General features: G+C 63.5%; 16 protein-coding genes. 4 read left to right on the top strand and 12 right to left on the bottom strand.

Annotated elements, in window-relative coordinates:
• Positions 1-30 precede the first annotated feature (30 nt).
• On the bottom strand, positions 31-1,368 hold the full coding sequence (locus tag CLU85_RS22775; protein WP_100412719.1) for a D-amino acid dehydrogenase: 1,338 nt from the start codon (positions 1,366-1,368) through the stop codon (positions 31-33).
• Positions 1,369-1,487: 119 nt separating this feature from the next.
• Here CLU85_RS22775 and CLU85_RS22770 point away from each other — a divergent pair, with 119 nt between their 5' ends.
• Complete coding sequence (locus CLU85_RS22770; RefSeq protein WP_100412718.1) at positions 1,488-2,399, top strand: LysR family transcriptional regulator ArgP; 912 nt, start codon at positions 1,488-1,490, stop codon at positions 2,397-2,399.
• A 108-nt stretch (positions 2,400-2,507) separates the two neighbouring features.
• Complete coding sequence (locus CLU85_RS22765) at positions 2,508-3,131, top strand: TetR/AcrR family transcriptional regulator (protein WP_100412265.1); 624 nt, start codon at positions 2,508-2,510, stop codon at positions 3,129-3,131.
• Positions 3,132-3,224: 93 nt separating this feature from the next.
• Here CLU85_RS22765 and CLU85_RS22760 read toward each other — a convergent pair whose 3' ends face one another.
• The 5 genes from CLU85_RS22760 to CLU85_RS22740 form a co-directional block, all read right to left on the bottom strand.
• Entirely contained in the window at positions 3,225-4,163 is a 939-nt protein-coding gene (locus CLU85_RS22760; RefSeq protein WP_100412264.1) for a fasciclin domain-containing protein, read from the bottom strand.
• 55 nt (positions 4,164-4,218) lie between these two features.
• The gene (locus tag CLU85_RS22755; protein WP_100412263.1) at positions 4,219-4,674 is read right to left on the bottom strand and encodes a fasciclin domain-containing protein; all 456 of its coding nucleotides are present in this window, start codon (positions 4,672-4,674) and stop codon (positions 4,219-4,221) included.
• A 185-nt stretch (positions 4,675-4,859) separates the two neighbouring features.
• On the bottom strand, positions 4,860-5,282 hold the full coding sequence (locus CLU85_RS22750; RefSeq protein WP_100412262.1) for a universal stress protein: 423 nt from the start codon (positions 5,280-5,282) through the stop codon (positions 4,860-4,862).
• Positions 5,283-5,394: 112 nt separating this feature from the next.
• Positions 5,395-6,240 carry a metallophosphoesterase gene (locus CLU85_RS22745; RefSeq protein ID WP_100412261.1) on the bottom strand — a complete coding sequence of 282 codons (846 nt, stop codon included), beginning with the start codon at positions 6,238-6,240 and terminating at the stop codon, positions 5,395-5,397.
• 12 nt (positions 6,241-6,252) lie between these two features.
• Positions 6,253-7,230: a LysR family transcriptional regulator gene (locus CLU85_RS22740; RefSeq protein ID WP_100412260.1), complete on the bottom strand. Its 978-nt coding sequence runs from the start codon at positions 7,228-7,230 to the stop codon at positions 6,253-6,255.
• Positions 7,231-7,356: 126 nt separating this feature from the next.
• Between CLU85_RS22740 and CLU85_RS22735 the strand changes: the two genes are divergently transcribed.
• Positions 7,357-7,797, top strand: a complete 441-nt coding sequence (locus CLU85_RS22735; RefSeq protein WP_100412259.1) for a hypothetical protein — start codon at positions 7,357-7,359, stop codon at positions 7,795-7,797.
• A 188-nt stretch (positions 7,798-7,985) separates the two neighbouring features.
• On the opposite strand, the gene CLU85_RS22730 is transcribed toward CLU85_RS22735, so the two are convergent.
• The 4 genes from CLU85_RS22730 to CLU85_RS22720 form a co-directional block, all read right to left on the bottom strand.
• Positions 7,986-9,860, bottom strand: a complete 1,875-nt coding sequence (locus CLU85_RS22730; protein WP_100412258.1) for a phosphoenolpyruvate carboxykinase (GTP) — start codon at positions 9,858-9,860, stop codon at positions 7,986-7,988.
• A 266-nt stretch (positions 9,861-10,126) separates the two neighbouring features.
• Positions 10,127-10,867, bottom strand: a complete 741-nt coding sequence (gene queC / locus CLU85_RS22725) for a 7-cyano-7-deazaguanine synthase QueC (RefSeq protein ID WP_100412257.1) — start codon at positions 10,865-10,867, stop codon at positions 10,127-10,129.
• Between the two features lie 97 nt (positions 10,868-10,964).
• Positions 10,965-11,111 (bottom strand): hypothetical protein, encoded by a 147-nt coding sequence (locus tag CLU85_RS23190; protein WP_198509233.1) that lies wholly within the window; start codon positions 11,109-11,111, stop codon positions 10,965-10,967.
• 77 nt (positions 11,112-11,188) lie between these two features.
• Complete coding sequence (locus CLU85_RS22720; RefSeq protein ID WP_100412717.1) at positions 11,189-12,388, bottom strand: threonine ammonia-lyase; 1,200 nt, start codon at positions 12,386-12,388, stop codon at positions 11,189-11,191.
• A 153-nt stretch (positions 12,389-12,541) separates the two neighbouring features.
• On the opposite strand from CLU85_RS22720, the gene CLU85_RS22715 reads away from it, so the two are divergent.
• The gene (locus CLU85_RS22715) at positions 12,542-13,975 is read left to right on the top strand and encodes a diguanylate cyclase domain-containing protein (protein ID WP_157803996.1); all 1,434 of its coding nucleotides are present in this window, start codon (positions 12,542-12,544) and stop codon (positions 13,973-13,975) included.
• A gap of 120 nt (positions 13,976-14,095) precedes the next feature.
• Here CLU85_RS22715 and CLU85_RS22710 read toward each other — a convergent pair whose 3' ends face one another.
• Positions 14,096-14,494 (bottom strand): hypothetical protein, encoded by a 399-nt coding sequence (locus CLU85_RS22710; protein ID WP_100412255.1) that lies wholly within the window; start codon positions 14,492-14,494, stop codon positions 14,096-14,098.
• Positions 14,495-14,778: 284 nt separating this feature from the next.
• Positions 14,779-15,459, bottom strand: a complete 681-nt coding sequence (locus CLU85_RS22705; protein WP_100412254.1) for an RNA ligase family protein — start codon at positions 15,457-15,459, stop codon at positions 14,779-14,781.
• Positions 15,460-15,477 lie beyond the last annotated feature (18 nt).

Here is a 15,477-nt window from a genome sequence, read left to right as displayed (position 1 = left end):
CGGTGGTTGCCTGCAGGCCCCTGAATCCGCTCAGGCCGTGACGACGGTACGGGGGGTGCGTGGGGCTTGTTCCCCCAGAAAGCCAAAGTTCATGGCGGGCTGCTCGCCGCTCATGAGTTCTGCCAGCGCCTTGCCCGAGCCCGCGCCGTGGGTCCAGCCCAGGGTGCCGTGGCCCGCGTTGACCCAGAGCTTGCCCACACGGGTGCGGCCGATGAACGGGATGTTGGTGGGTGTGGCGGGGCGCAAACCCGTCCAGTACTGCGGGTCGCCGCCTTGTTCGGGCGTGCGGGTGTCGCACACGCCGGGCAGGATTTCTTCGATGCGGCGTGACAGCATGTGGCAGCGTGCCTTGGCCACGGCGCTGTCGAGCGAGAGGTCAAAGCCTCCCAGTTCGATGGTGCCCGCTACGCGGAGCACGTTGCCCAGGCGGCTCATCGCGATCTTGCGGCCATCGTCGATGGTTGAGACCTGGGGCGCTGCTTCGGGTCGCAGGAGCGGGAAAGTGGCGCTGTAGCCTTTGCCGGGGTAAATCGGCAAGTCCACGCCCACGCTGCGCAGCAGCGGCGCACTGTAGGAGCCGCACGCCACCACGATGGCATCTGCCTTCAAAATGAAGTCTTTTTTGCCGCCTGCGCTTGATTGGCGTGGCATGACAGCTACTGAATCAATAGCGTTGCCAATCTTGTTCAGGCGCAGCACGTCGTGGCCGTACAGAAACTGTGCCCCGCGTGCGATGCAGCGGCGGGCCAGCGCCTGCGTAAAGACGCGGGCATCGCCGCTTTCATCGGTGCTGGTGTAGGTGCCTCCGGTGATGCGGTCGCCATAGGCCTTGAAGGCGGGTTCAATCTTGAGCAGCTCGTCACGGCTGACCAGGCGGCGCTGCACGCCGTGCTTGCGCATGAGTTCCACCGCATGGCCTGCGGCGTCGAAGGATTTTTGGTCGGTGTAGAAATGGGCAATGCCGCGTTCGAGACGGTTGTAGTCAATGCCGGTGGTGCTCACCAGATCCTTGAGCGCCGCGTGGCTGTAGGCACCCAGCGCTACGATCTGCTGCACATTGCGCTCAAACGCCGTGTCGTTGCACTGCGCCAGGAACTGCAGGCCCCAGCGCCATTGTTGCCAGTCCATCTGTGGGCGAAACAGCAGCGGAGCCTCTTTGTCGAACATCCACTTGAGTGCCTTGAGCGGCGCCTCGCGGTTGGCCCACGGTTCGCAGTAGCTCACCGAGATCTGCGCCGCGTTGGCGAAACTGGTTTCGAGCGCCGCATCGGGCTGGCGGTCGATCACGATGACATCGTGCCCGCGCTCCAGCAGGTGCCACGCCGTGCTGATGCCGATGATGCCGGCGCCCAAAACAATGGTTTTCATGGGGCGCAGTGTGCGCGACATTGTGTTCAACTAAAAGCAAAATTAAACTTACTCCAAAAACATCAGCGCACCTAATAGAGCGCACTCTGAAATCCTTCTTTTTGTCCGAGCTGAAGACCATGAGCACCTACGATCCTGCCGCCCTGGAATGCCTTGCCGCCATCGTCGAAGAAGGCGGTTTCGAGCGCGCGGCACAGCGCCTCAATGTCACGCAATCTGCGGTGTCCCAGCGCCTGCGCGCGCTGGAGGCGCAGGTGGGTTCGGTGCTCATCGTGCGCAGTCGGCCGCTGCGGCCCACATCGGCGGGGCAGTTGCTGCTCAAGCACACCAAGCAGATGCGCCTGCTGCGTGCCGATCTGGAGCGCGACCTGCAGGAGCTGGCGCCCAGCACACCCGGTGGCACGCGGGAGGACGAGCGCATCTCGATTGCCATCAATGCCGACAGCATTGCCACCTGGGCCATGGGTGCGTTGCACGACCTGGTGCGCGAACGCCTGCCGCTGGAAATCATCGTGGACGACCAGGACTTCACGCAGGAGTGGCTGCGTTCAGGCCAGGTGCTCGGTTGCGTGACCACGCTCAAGCAAGCCTTGCGCGGTTGCAAGATGGTGCCGCTGGGCGCCATGCACTATGTGGCGGTGGCATCGGCCAGCTACGCGCAGCAGCATTTGCCGCAGGGGCTCACGCCGCACAACTTCCGCGATGTGTCGTTTTTGTCGTTCAACCGCAAAGACGACATGGCCGCCGAGTTCGTGGCGCGGGCGTTCGGTCTCAAGCGCGTGGCGCTCAATCATTTGTTTGTGCCGGGCTCCGAGGCGCAGATGCGGGCCGTGGCCGCAGGCTGGGCCGTGGGCGTGGTGCCTGAATTGCTTGCGCGTGGCCCCATTGCCGATGGCAGCATGGTCGACCTGGCGCCGGGCCGGTCGCTGCCGATCCAGCTGTACTGGCATTGCTGGAACCTGGAGTCTGAATTGCTGGATGTCCTGTCGGCCGCGCTGACGGGCGCTGCCGACAAGGCGCTGGTGCCCTGAACTTATTACCCGTGTGCGCAGCGGGAGGCACGGTTTGTGCACGCAAAAACGTGAACGACGTAGTTGTATTGCAACTTAGTCATTTATTTTTCTACCGTGATGTATAAAATGAGAGCCATGCAAACGCAGCCACCCAAAGTCTCGTTCAAGGAGCAGATGCACCAGGCACGCGAGGAGGCCATCCTCCAGTCTGCCTGTCGTCTGCTGGGCGAAAAGGCGTTTGACGCCATGACCATGGACGATGTCGCCAATGCCGTGGGCATTGCAAAGGCCAGTCTGTACAAGCACTTTTGCAGCAAGGAAGAGCTGTGCAGTGCCGCCATGGTGCAAATTCTGGGCCGTGTGCAAGCCTACCTGGCAGGCCTGCCTGCTGAAACGCCCCCGCTGGACAAGCTTCGCGCGCTGGTGCGCTGGTCTCTGGAGCGTTTGCTGACCAATGAGATGCCCTTGCTGCCCAGCCGCAACTCCACGCTGCGCGCAGTGCTCATGGCGAACAAGGACTACCTCAACGGCCTGGTGGTGGTGAGCGACCAGATTGGTGGGTGGATCACCGAGGCGCAGTCGCAGGGCGTGATCAATCCCACTTTGCCACCCATGGTGGTGCTCTACACCCTGTACGCCCGGGCGTGCGATCCGGTGGTGAGTTTTCTCAAGGAAGGTGGCCAGTACTCAGACGCAGAGATCGTCGACTTGGTGGTGCGTACCTGCTTTGATGGACTGGCCGCGCGCTAAGACCCAAGGTTCAGTCACCAGATTCACACTTCTGGCACAGAAAAAAAGCCCGGCATGCCGGGCTTTTTTGTGGGTGTGATGGGCTGCACTCCATCACTTGGGCAGGATCACCTTGTCCACGACGTGAATCACACCATTGCTGGTGAACACGTCGGCCGCCACGATATTGCTGGTTCGCATGTTCTGGTCGGTGATCACCAGGCTGGCGTTGATGGTGAAGGTCTGACCCTGCACGGTGGCGATGGCAGTGTTCAGGGGCACTTCCGCTTTCAGCACACGCGCGGGAACCACGTGGTACGTCAGCACCTTGGTGAGCAGAGCCGTGTTGGCCAGCAGGTCTGCCTTGCTCACGCCCAGCTCAGCCAGCAAAGCAACAAAAGCAGCGTTGGTGGGGGCAAACACCGTGAACGGGCCCGTGCCCTGCAGCGTGCTCACCAGGCCCGCAGCCACCACGGCTTCGACCAGGATGCTGAAGTCGGGCAGTGCCGAGGCGGTGGCGACAATGTCCTTGTCGGCGGGCAGCAACACGCGGTCTACCAGGTGCACCACGCCGTTGCTGGCCTGGATGTCCGTGCTGGTGATGGTGCTCACGCGGTTGCGGCCGTCGGTGATCTTGAGGCCGTTGTTCGATTCGATCTTGAAGAAGCCGCCCGACACCGGGGTGATCGCCTTGCCCAGCGGCACGTCGGCCCGCATCACCTTGCTTCCGAGCACATGGTAAGTCAGCACGGCGGTCAGCAACGGCTTGTTTGCCAGCAGCGCCTCCTTGGTCACGCCCAGCTCGGCCAGCAGCGCTGCAAACGCTGCGTTGGTGGGGGCGAACACAGTGAGTGTGCCCGTGCTCAGCGTCGGGGCCAGACCGGCAGCGACCACGGCTTCGACCAGGATGCTCAGCTCGGGGGTGTTCTGCGCCAGCTCGACGATGTTGCGCTGGGGCTCGTCATCGCTCCCCCCGCAGGCTTGCAGCAGCGTGGTGCTGGCGCCCAGGGCGGCTGCCATCAGGACGGTGCGGCGATTGAATACGGTGTTCATGGCGGCTTCTCCTCGTGAATGGATGGTGGTGGAAAAGAGCGGTTGTGCGGGGCGCTTACTTGGGCATCAGCACCGTGTCGATCGCATGGATCACGCCGTTGCTCGCGGCCACGTCGGTCGCGATGACCTTGGACTGGTCCACCATCACGCCCATGCTGGTGCCCACGGTGAGTTCCTGGCCCTGCACGGTCTTGACCTTGCCAGCCTTCACGTCCTTGGCCATGACCTTGCCAGGCACCACGTGGTACGTCAGCACCTTGGTCAGTGCGGCCTTGTCGGCCAGCAGGCCGTCCAGGGTGGCTTTGGGGATCTTGGCAAAGGCTTCGTCGGTGGGCGCAAACACCGTGAAAGGGCCGGGGCCCTTGAGGGTGTCCACCAGACCGGCGGCCTGGACGGCGGCCACCAGGGTCTTGAAGTTGCCCGCCTTCACGGCGGTGTCAACGATGTCTTGCGCCATGGCGCTGAAGGTAGCGCCAGCGGTCAGGGCGAGCGCAATCAGGGTCTTCTTCATGGGTCGTTCCTCTTGGTTTCGATGGAAATGACACGCCAGGATGGGCGTGGCGCGAATGTATAACTATTTGGTATCAAAGTAAACCAATTGGTTATTTCAAAACCAATTGGTTTTATCGGGACAAAAAAAAGCCCCGCACAGGCAGGGCTGGTACAGCACTCGCGTGCCGTGGGGAGAACCGGGACTCAGCGCACGATCAGCAAAGGCACCTTGCTGTGGGCCAGTACCTGGGTGGTGACGGAGCCCATCACCAGCGTGGCGATAGCGCCGTGGCCGTGTGAACCCATGACCAGCAGGTCGAACTTGCCGGTATCGGCTACCTTGGCAATGGTTTCACCCACTGTGCCCACCTTGACGGTGCGCTTGGCATCCACGCCATGGCGGCCCAGAAATTTGCACACGGGCGCGAGAATTTTCTCGGCTTCTTCGGCATGGTAGTTGTCCACGACTTCCTTGCCCAAGGCGGCACGTGCGCGGGCGGGCAGCGGGGCCTGTACGGTGAGCACGGTGTAGGTGTGGGTGCCACCCAGCAGTTCTTCATGGGTGGCCAGGTAGGCCAGCATTTTTTTGGTGTAAGCGCTGCCGTCGACAGCAAGCAGGATGTTCATGGTGTTCTCCGAGAGGGGATAAGGCAGACTACTCTGCGCGGGCGTCTGTTGTCTTGACTTGCGTCATATTGTTCTCCCTGCGCGCGGCGGTGTCTAAGGATCCGCACGCCGATCATACGGGGACCGTCCAGCGTGGCTGGAAGGTCGCCTGTTCCCCTTTGCGGGCATACCCCAGCGGGTTGGCCACCACGCGACACTGCCACACCGAACCGTCACTGCGCTGGCCCCCGGCCGTGTAGTCGCTGGGCGCATGCAGGTGGCCGTGTAGCCACAGTTGTGCGTGCGCCAGCAGAGTGTCCAGGGCATTGCAGAAACCGGCAGTGCCAGGCACCAATCCATAGCGTGGATCAGCGCTGCGCAGACTGGGCGCAAAGTGGGTCACGGCCACCGTGGGGCCATCAAACGGCTGTTGCAGCGCGGACGCCAGCCATTCCTTGCATGCCAGCGCTTGTTCACGCATGGGCTCCGCCAGAAACGGCTCTCCCTGGCGCGTGCCACCAGTCTTGCGCAGATAGAAGTTGGCGGCGCGGAAAGCCTTGTCGCGCAATTTCAAGCGCCGGCCCAGGTCGGTGGTGCCCTCATGGTCGGCCAGGGCGTCGAAGTCGCTCCAGAGCGTAGTGCCGACGAAACGGACGCCCTGCAAAGTCAGTGTTTCACGCTCCAGCCATGTGATTCCGAGGCGGTCGCAGGTCTGCCTCAGTCGCAGATGTGCCGCATCGAAGTCCTGGGCGTCGTATTCGTGATTGCCCGGCACAAAAAGCACCGGCGTGGGCCAGCCCGCATGCTGGGGCAGGGGTGAAAACCGGGCCAGACCAAAGTCGTCATCATCCAGTTGCGAGCCTGGCTGGTAGGAGCCGACATCGCCCGCGAGAATCAATACATCGGCGCCAGGTGCGGGCTCTGGAACAAAGTGAGGGTGCGCCTCCAGGTGGAGGTCGGACAGAAGCTGGATGTTCATCAACGGTGCAGTCTACGGGGTCTCTTGGGTGTCCTGCCCGGGGAAGGTCCGCTTCGCAGAGCGCGAGAGCGCTTGCAACAACCAGGTCATGGCCGCCTGCTGCGGGCCGCGCCGGCGCCACAGGGCGTCCACATGCACGGCCGGCACGTCCAGCGGCAAGGCCCTTTGCACCAGGACATCGGCGATGCCGGTGACGGGTACAAAGTGGCGGGGCAACACGGTCAACAGGTCAGAGCCCGACACCACCCGCCCGGCCGTGAAAAACTGGTTGACCGTGATCACCACCTTGCGCTCGCGGCCGAGCGAGGCCAGTGCCTCGTCGATGAAACCAAAGGGCCGACCCGAGAAGCTGACCAGCATGTGCCGGGCCTCGCAGTAGGCGTCCAGGGTCAGTGGGCTGCTAGCCAGGGGATGGCCCCGTCGCATCACACACACATATTCACCGTCGTACAGACGTCGGCTTTCGAACGCCACCACGCCACCCGATTGGGCGCGCGCCGTGAGGTCTGCCAGTGCGGCAGGAAAGTAACCCACGGCCATATCGGCGGCCTCCTCTTCCAGCAGGCGTCGGGGGTCGCGGGTGGTCAGCGGCAGCACGCGGATGGAGATGCCAGGGGCCTCGCATTCGAGGATTTCTACAAGCGCAGGCACCAGGGTGGCCGCGGTAGCGTCGGCCATGGCCAGCACAAAGGTGGACTCGGCCGTCGTGGGGTCAAAGTGCCCGGGTGCCAGGGATTCCTGCAAATGGGCCAGTGCCTCGCGCACCGGGGGCCACAGCGCCAGGGCCCGTGGCGTGGGCTCCACCCCCTGGCCGCTGCGCACCACCAGTTCGTCCCCCAGTACCTCACGCAGGCGCCGCATGGCATTGCTCACGGCGGGTTGGGTGATGGACAGCTTGTGGGCGGCGCGTGTCAGGCTGCGCTCCGCCATCACCTCGTCGAAGACGCGCAGCAGGTTCAGATCCAGGGAGCGGAAGTTCAAGGAGCCCATAGCGCAATCATCACTGACATGAATATCAATGATTCAAAATATAAACTTGAATGTGCAAAGGGTAAACCCTAATATCACCCCATCGCCCGGCAATCTCGCCACAAGCGTTAGACAAGGGAAACCGAAATGACCAGCTTTGCCAACGTTGAATACCCCACCGAACACCCCGGCGTTGTGCGCGCCGAAAATGCTGCCACCGCTCTGAAGAGCGCTGCAGCCAACTTTGACGGCGCCCGAGGCGCTGCCACCCTCTTGCTGGCCGCTGTGGTGTCGGCCATGTTCGTGGTCGCCAACCAGGTGATCGACACCTGGACCGAAGGCCACCTGCTGGCTGCCTGGATGGTGATGTGGCTCATTGCTTTTGCGGCACTGGCTTTGCTGACCTCCCCCGCGCGCCGTGCCGGGATCGCCCTGCGTGGTGCAGTGTTGGCCTGGGCTGAAAGCCGCCGCCGCGCCGCAGAAGACCAACGCACGTGGCAAGTGGCTATGAAGGACCCCCGCATCATGGCTGAATTGAACCACGCGATGGGCATCCCCACGGTGGACAACATTCGCAAGTACTACTGAGCCATCCGCGCAGTTCCCGCTGCGCTGCTTCAAAAGATTCAAAGCCGTGGCAAATGCCGCGGCTTTTTTTATGCCCTGTGCCGGTAGATCTGCAGCGGAGCCATGGTCTTGCGGCACAAAAAAAGCCGCCCCGCCTGACGACGGGACGGCTTGGAGTGGGACGCTTCCTGGCTCCTAAGGCTACGACATCAAGCCGCCAGGCGCTTTTCCAGCTGCGCCTTGGTATCCAGCAGGGCCTGGGGCAGGTGGTAGGCCAGCTGCTCAAAGTGTGCCGTGTGCAGCTTGAACTCTTCTGTCCATGCCGCCTTGTCGATGCTGGTCACAGCGTCAAACTTCTGGGCGTTGAAATCCAGGCCTGTCCAGTTGATCTCGGCGTACTCCGGGGACACGCCAAACATCGTTTCCTGGCCCTGGGCCTGGCCTTCGAGGCGGTCGATCATCCACTTGAGCACGCGCATGTTGTCGCCATAGCCGGGCCAGACAAACTTACCGGCGTCGTCCTTGCGGAACCAGTTCACGCAGAAGACCTTGGGTACGGCGTTGCCAGTCGCAGCGATCTTGCCTTCCATGTTCAGCCAATGCTGGAAGTAGTCGCTCATGTTGTAGCCGCAGAACGGCAGCATGGCGAAGGGGTCACGGCGCACCACGCCCTGTGCGCCAAAGGCGGCGGCGGTGGTTTCCGAACCCATGGTGGCAGCCATGTACACGCCTTCGGTCCAGGTGCGGGCTTCCGTCACCAGCGGCACGGTGGTGGAGCGGCGGCCGCCGAAGATGAAGGCATCAATCGCCACGCCATTGGCGTCGTCCCACTGGGCGTCCAGTGCGGGATTGTTGGTGGCGGCCACGGTAAAGCGCGAGTTGGGATGGGCGGCCTTGGCGCCGGTTTCCTTGGCGATCTGGGGCGTCCAGTCCTTGCCTTGCCAGTCGATCAAATGGTCGGGCAGCTTGCCGCCGTGGTCCTTTTCCATGCCTTCCCACCACACGTCGCCGTCATCCGTCAGCGCCACGTTGGTGAAGATCACGTCCTTGTTCAGCGACAACATGCAGTTGGGGTTGGTGTGCATGTTGGTGCCGGGGGCCACGCCGAAATAGCCCGCTTCAGGGTTGATGGCGTACATCTTGCCGTCGGCATGGGGTTTGATCCAGGCGATGTCGTCACCAATGGTGGTGACCTTCCAGCCCGCGAAACCGGCTTCAGGTGGCACCAGCATCGAGAAGTTGGTCTTGCCGCAGGCGCTGGGGAAGGCCGCCGCCACGTGGTACTTCTTGCCTTGGGGGTTGGTCACGCCCAGGATGAGCATGTGCTCGGCCAGCCAGCCTTGGTCACGGCCCATGGTGGAGGCGATGCGCAGGGCCAGGCACTTCTTGCCCAGCAGTGCGTTACCGCCGTAACCCGAACCGTACGACCAGATCTCGCGCGTTTCGGGGTAGTGGACGATGTACTTGACCTGGGGGTTGCAAGGCCAGCTGGTCGTGTCCTTTTCGCCAGCGGCCAGGGGCGCGCCCACGGTGTGCATGCAGGGCACGAACTCGCCTTCCACGCCCAGCACGTCGTACACGGCCTTGCCCATGCGGGTCATCAGGCGCTGGTTCACGGCCACGTAGGCGCTGTCGGTCAGTTCCACGCCGATGTGTGCGATGTGGCTGCCCAGTGGGCCCATGCTGAACGGCACCACGAACATGGTGCGACCCTTCATGCAGCCGTCAAACAAAGGCTGCAGCGTGGCGCGCATTTCAGCGGGAGCCATCCAGTTGTTGGTGGGGCCGGCGTCTTCCTTGGCGGCCGAGCAGATGTAGGTGCGGTCTTCCACGCGGGCCACGTCCGATGGGTCGGAGCAGGCCAGGAAGCTACCGGGGCGCTTGGCGGGGTTGAGCTTCTTGAAGGTGCCGGCGTCCACGAGTTGCTGGCACAGGCGGTCGTACTCTTCCTTGGAGCCATCGCACCAGTAGATGGTGTCGGGCTTGCACAGGGCGGCCATGTCGGCCACCCAGGCAAGCAGCCGGGCGTTCTTGACGAAAGAGGGGGCGTTGAGATTCAGGCCCTGCATGGTCGGTGCGTTCATCGGGGAGCTTCCTAAGTTGAAAAACAGTTTTTTCAAAGGAAGCGGACCCGGTGGATCGCGGCAAGGCCTGGCGCAGGTGCGGATGCTGAGCGCTGCCTTTGAAAAAACGGCTTTCGTGCTCAGTCGGCGGGCGGGTGCGTGTGTCTGCCCCACGGGTGGAGGCTAGTTCCACGGATTCCGCGGGTCGGCTGGGATGTCGATTTTATGAATCTGCCGCCCGTTTGTCTGTCAGACGGGGGGTAAAATCATGCAAAAAAAACATAGGGTTATGCGTGAATTTGACCGGGCCCGTCGCTTTGACGGCTGGCCGAACCGCTCTCCCACCGTTCGTAACCGCTCTTGCGCAGCGCGCAGGCCGGGCAGGTGCCGCAGCCGTAGCCCCAGGGGTGCAAGGTGTCGCGCACCCCGTGGTAGCAGGTGTGAGAGTCGTTCACGATCACGTCCACCAGCGCCTGACCGCCGAGCGACCGGGCCATCTCCCAGGTTTCGGCCTTGTCCAGCCACATCAGCGGCGTATCGAAGGTAAAGCGTTGTCCCATGCCCAGTGACACGGCCACCTGCAGGGCCTTGAGGGTGTCGTCGCGGCAGTCGGGGTAGCCCGAAAAATCGGTTTCGCACATGCCGCCTACCAGCGTGTGCAGACCACGCCGGTAGCCCACGGCGGCGGCCAGCTGGAAGAACAGCAGGTTGCGCCCTGGCACAAAGGTGTTGGGCAGGCCAGCGGCAGTCATCTGGATCTCGGTGTTGCTGGTCAGCGCTGTGTCACTGATATGTCCAAGAACCGCCAGGTCCAGCATGTGGTCGTCACCCAGACGCTCATGCCACTGGGGGAACTGCGCGCGCAGGGCGGACAGCACCGTCTGGCGCGCCTCCAGCTCGATATGGTGGCGCTGGCCGTAGTCAAACCCGATGGTTTCGACATGGGCAAAGTTTTCCAGCGCCCAGGCCAGGCAGGTGGTGGAGTCCTGGCCTCCGGAAAAAAGGACGAGTGCGTGTCCGGGTCTCATAGGGAATCTCCTTCGCGGATCAAACGGGTGCGCGGGACGAAAAAAAGCCCCGCGCTGCGGGGCTGTGGGTGGCAGGCGGCGGTGGCCGCCGGAGCCATCAGGCCATCATCACGGCGATGAACGCCAGCAAGAACATCATGATGCCGCCCACCACAGGCAGTACCACGGGGACCACGGAAACGACGTCTTCCACAGGGTCGTTCGATGGTGTTGCGGGAGCGTGCGAGGTGTTGTGGTCAGACATGGGGGGACTCCAGATGCTTAAAACTTGCGCAATTCTAGCCGCGACCGCCTGCGCGGGGCGCAAAACCTTGTGATTCGTCAAATCAGGTCGGCCTGCATGCCCGCCGAGCGCAGTTGCCCCAGCACTTCATCGACATGCGCCTTGCCCCGGGTTTGCAGCACCAGTTCGATCTCCACGTTCTGCGCTGCCAGCATGGTGAAGGCGCGCTGGTGGTGCACTTCTTCGATGTTGGCCCCGGCGTCGGCCACGGTGGCCGTGATGCGCGCCAGCACGCCCGGCACGTCGCGCGCGCTGACCTTGATGCGCGCAAGCCGCCCCGAGCGCACCATACCGCGCTCGATGATGGCCGCCAGCAGCAGCGGGTCGATGTTGCCGCCGCACAGGACCAGGCCCACCCGCTTGCCCTTGAATCGCTCGGGGTAGCGCACCAGCGCCGCCAGGCCTGCGGCGCCTGCGCCTTCCACCAGGGTTTTTTCAATCTCCAGGAGCATCAGCACCGCCTGCTCGATGTCGCCTTCATCGACCAGCACCAGATCGTCCACCAGGCGCTTGACGATCTCTTGCGTGATCTTGCCCGGCGTGCCCACGGCGATGCCCTCTGCAATGGTCGAAGTGCCTTGCGGGTAGTGGGTGCCCTTGACCGCATTCACCATGGCCGGGAAACGCGTGGTCTGCACGCCAATGATCTCGATGCCGGGCTTGAGCGCCTTGGCTGCCGTGGCCACGCCCGAAATCAGCCCGCCGCCGCCCACCGCGATGACCAGGGTGTCCAGGTCAGGGACCGCCTGCAGCATCTCCAGGCCCAGGGTGCCCTGGCCTGCGGCCACGCCTTCATCGTCATACGGGTGCACAAAGGTCAGACCCTGCGCTTCGGCCAGGGCGTAGGCATGGGCGCGTGCTTCTTCCAGCGTGTCGCCATGCAGCACCACCTCGGCGCCAAAGCCACGGGTGCGCTCCACTTTCACGCCGGGGGTAAACCTTGGCATCACGATCACCGCCCGCAGGCCCAGCCGCTGAGAGTGGTATGCCACGCCTTGTGCGTGGTTGCCTGCACTCATGGCGACCACCCCCCGTGCGCGCTCTGCGTCGGTCAACAGCGTCAGCCGGTTGCAGGCACCGCGCTCCTTGAACGAGGCGGTGAACTGCAGGTTCTCAAACTTGAGGAACACCTGCGCGCCCACGATTTGCGAAAGCGTTTTGGATTCAACGCACGGCGTGTCCAGCACCTGGCCTTGTAGGCGGATGGCGGCATCACGGATGTCTTGAAGGGTAATCATGCCCGGCATTGTGGCAACAAATGCCGCAAGGAGGGATGCATTCTCCTGTTCCGGCAGGCGGCGGTGTAAAGTAACAAAACGTATCGTGGTGTGTGCCTCGCAGTGGCCATGGGCGTTGTCCGGGATGTTCCCGACCACCAGGATTTCATCACCATGCCCCCAGATCGCCAGAGCAAGATCCGCGCACTGTTCGACGAGTACATCGAGATGTACGCCGCACGGGATGACCGCCTCACGGCACGCTTCAGCCAGAACTTCAGCGGCTACCACGGCAGCGGGACCCGGCTGATCCACGACCGCGAGGAGTGGGTCCGTATCACCCGGCAGGACTTTGCCCAAGTACCGGGCCGCATTCGCATTGAAATGCTGGACCTTGCGCTGCAGGACCTTTGCGACGACGTCGTTGTGGCGACCGCCTTCCTCCATATCTACCTGCCCCCTGGTGGGCAGCAGTTGTCGAGGGAGACGGCGCGACTGGTGCTGATCTTCCGTCTGGAAGGGTCAGAGTGGATGATCGTGCACAGCGGCATTTCCATTCCCTGCCAAAGCGCGCAGGACGGCGAGGTGTACCCCCTCAAAAGCCTGGAGGAGCAAAACAGCGCCCTGCAGGCCCTGGTAACCGAGCGTACCCAGGCGCTGCATGAAAGCCAGACCCTGTACCGCTTGCTGGCGGAAGACACGCCGGATGTGCTCTGGCGCACGGACAGTCGGCTCATCGTCAGCTACATCAGCCCGTCCGACGAAAGCCTGCGGGGCTTCCCGGCTGACGAGGTGGTGGGACACCCCGCCTTCGAGATGTTCACCGACGAAGGCGTCGAACTGGTCAAGGGCATGATCCGGCGCCGGGCGATCGAGGACTCGGCAGGCAGTGCCGGGGGATTCCTGCGCTTCCAGGTGGAGCACCGCTGCAAAGACGGCCGTCTGATCTGGGGCGAGGTGCTGTCCAAACCCGACCGCAACGAGCAAGGCGAAATCATCGGCTACCACGGCATCACGCGCGAGATCACCGAGCGCAAGCGGCTGGAAGAGCAGGTGCGCGAGCTCGCCTTCCACGACCCCCTCACCCGCCTGGCCAACCGCCGCCTGATGCTGGAGCACCTGGACCAGGCCATGTCGGCCAGCAAGCGCAGCCAGCGCCATGGCGCGCTGCTGTTCCTCGACCTTGACAACTTCAAGCCCCTCAACGACACCCACGGCCACGGCGTGGGCGACCTGTTGCTGATCGAAGTGGCTGAGCGCCTGAAAGCCTGCGTGCGCGAAGCCGACACCGTGGCCCGCTTTGGCGGCGACGAGTTCGTCGTGCTGCTGTGCGAACTGGGTATGCAACACGGCGAAGCCACCGAACAGGCTGCCGCCATTGCGGAGAAAATTCGCACCCGCCTGGCCGAACCCTACGTGCTGCGGTCCGCGCCCTCCGCCCCGGCCATCCGGCACGAATGCACCGCCAGCATCGGCGTGGCGGTCTTCCGTGGGCGCGATGAGAGCCAGAACGCGGTGATCGACCGGGCAGACGTGGCGATGTACCAGGCCAAGGAAGAGGGCCGCAACCGGATCCAGTTCGCGCCCGGCTCTGCCCAGGCCGCTTGAACGGCGCGCGACGCGTTGCACGCAGCAGCTGCAACCCCTCAGCGCCCTATGGCGGCCAAGAAAGCATCGAAAATGATAGCTGTCAGCGCTTGATGGATAAGCGCGCGGGGCGAATTTCGCTTAAACCATGAACTGGCGAATCGAACCGCAGACCGAGAGCAGTTGCTTGTCGTCCATGCGGCCCACGATGTTGCGGATCACCGTGCCCATCACCTTTTGTACCCCCGCCAGGCCCAGCGACGCCGACTGCTGGACCACGAAATTCGCCTTGGTAGCCTTGAGCGATTGCAGAAAAAACCGATCCATGCCGGCATCCGTCAGTTCCAGAATCAAATCCGAGAGGCGCCCGGAATGCTCGGTCGGTTTGTCGGCGCTTTCCACGGCATCCAGCACTTGAAGCGTCTTGGCCCGCAACGGCGCCGAATGGTAAAAGCGCAGGAAAGGCTTGGCCGCCGGTGCGGCAGGTTTCTTGGGCTTTGCCTTGGCAACGGCAGGGGCGCTGTTTTTGGGGGTGGGCATGGTGCAGACCTCTGCGCGTGAGGGCCCTATCGTATGCGCCACCGCTACGCTGCGCGTGGGCAGGGAGCCTGGGTGGGTGCCACACCGGTTCAGGCATCGCAACACCCGTGAATTCAATGGCATGAGATGGCAGGCCGTACTGAGTCGAGAGACCTCCAGTCCGGTGCGCAACTAGCCTCCCGGAGGGGCGGTGTTGGCCGCAGGCTTCAAGCTCCCGTCCGGTGCTTGGCTTGACAAAGATACCAAACGTCGCGCGTCAGGTCTTCAGTTCGCCAACCCCTTCTTTACACCACCCGATTCCACTCCAGCGCCCGGCTCTTCCAGTGCGCTTCGATCGTCTGCGTGAAGTCCGCGCGCACCAGCTTGGCGCGGTTTTCCAGCCAGTCGGCGTTCTCGCGGCGCACCACGATGCCTTCGAGGTGGCCCTGGCGGAACTGGCTGTCGTGGGCGTGCACCCAGTCGCGCAGCTGGTCCAGCGAGACCTCGCCCGCGTACAGGCAGGGCACGGTGTTGAAGCCCATTTGCGCGGCCCAGGCGTTGCGGCGCTGGGTGCTCCAGAAGCGCTGTTCCTGGCGGTCGTACACGTCAAACAGCATCCACCAGTCGGGCAGGGTGGCGTAGTCGAGCGAGTGGCGCGCGGCGCACCATTCGCCAAAGGCCACCAGGTGCGTGCCCAGGGCGTCGAATAGCTTGTCTTCGTGTGCGGCCAGCCAGGGGCCCAGGCGGGCGAACTGGCCGTGGAAGGGCTGGGGCAGGTACTGGCCCCGGTTCTGGGCGCGCAGCACGCCGTCGGGCGAGACCGAGAAGCCCAGGTTGGCGCCGTCGAGCTTTTCCTCCAGCACCACGGGGCCGCTGAGGAGGTCGTCGGCCTCGGCGGGCGAGAGCACTTTGTCGTCGCGCGGCTCGCCCGTGGCCAGCCAGGCGATGTGGGGGGTGTGGGGGAAACGGAAGAAATCTTCGGACATATGAACGGGTTCTGAGTA

The organism is Acidovorax sp. 69 (assembly GCF_002797445.1).
Taxonomy (GTDB): Bacteria; Pseudomonadota; Gammaproteobacteria; order Burkholderiales; family Burkholderiaceae_C; genus Acidovorax.
This window is presented reverse-complemented; position numbering and strand designations above follow the sequence as displayed.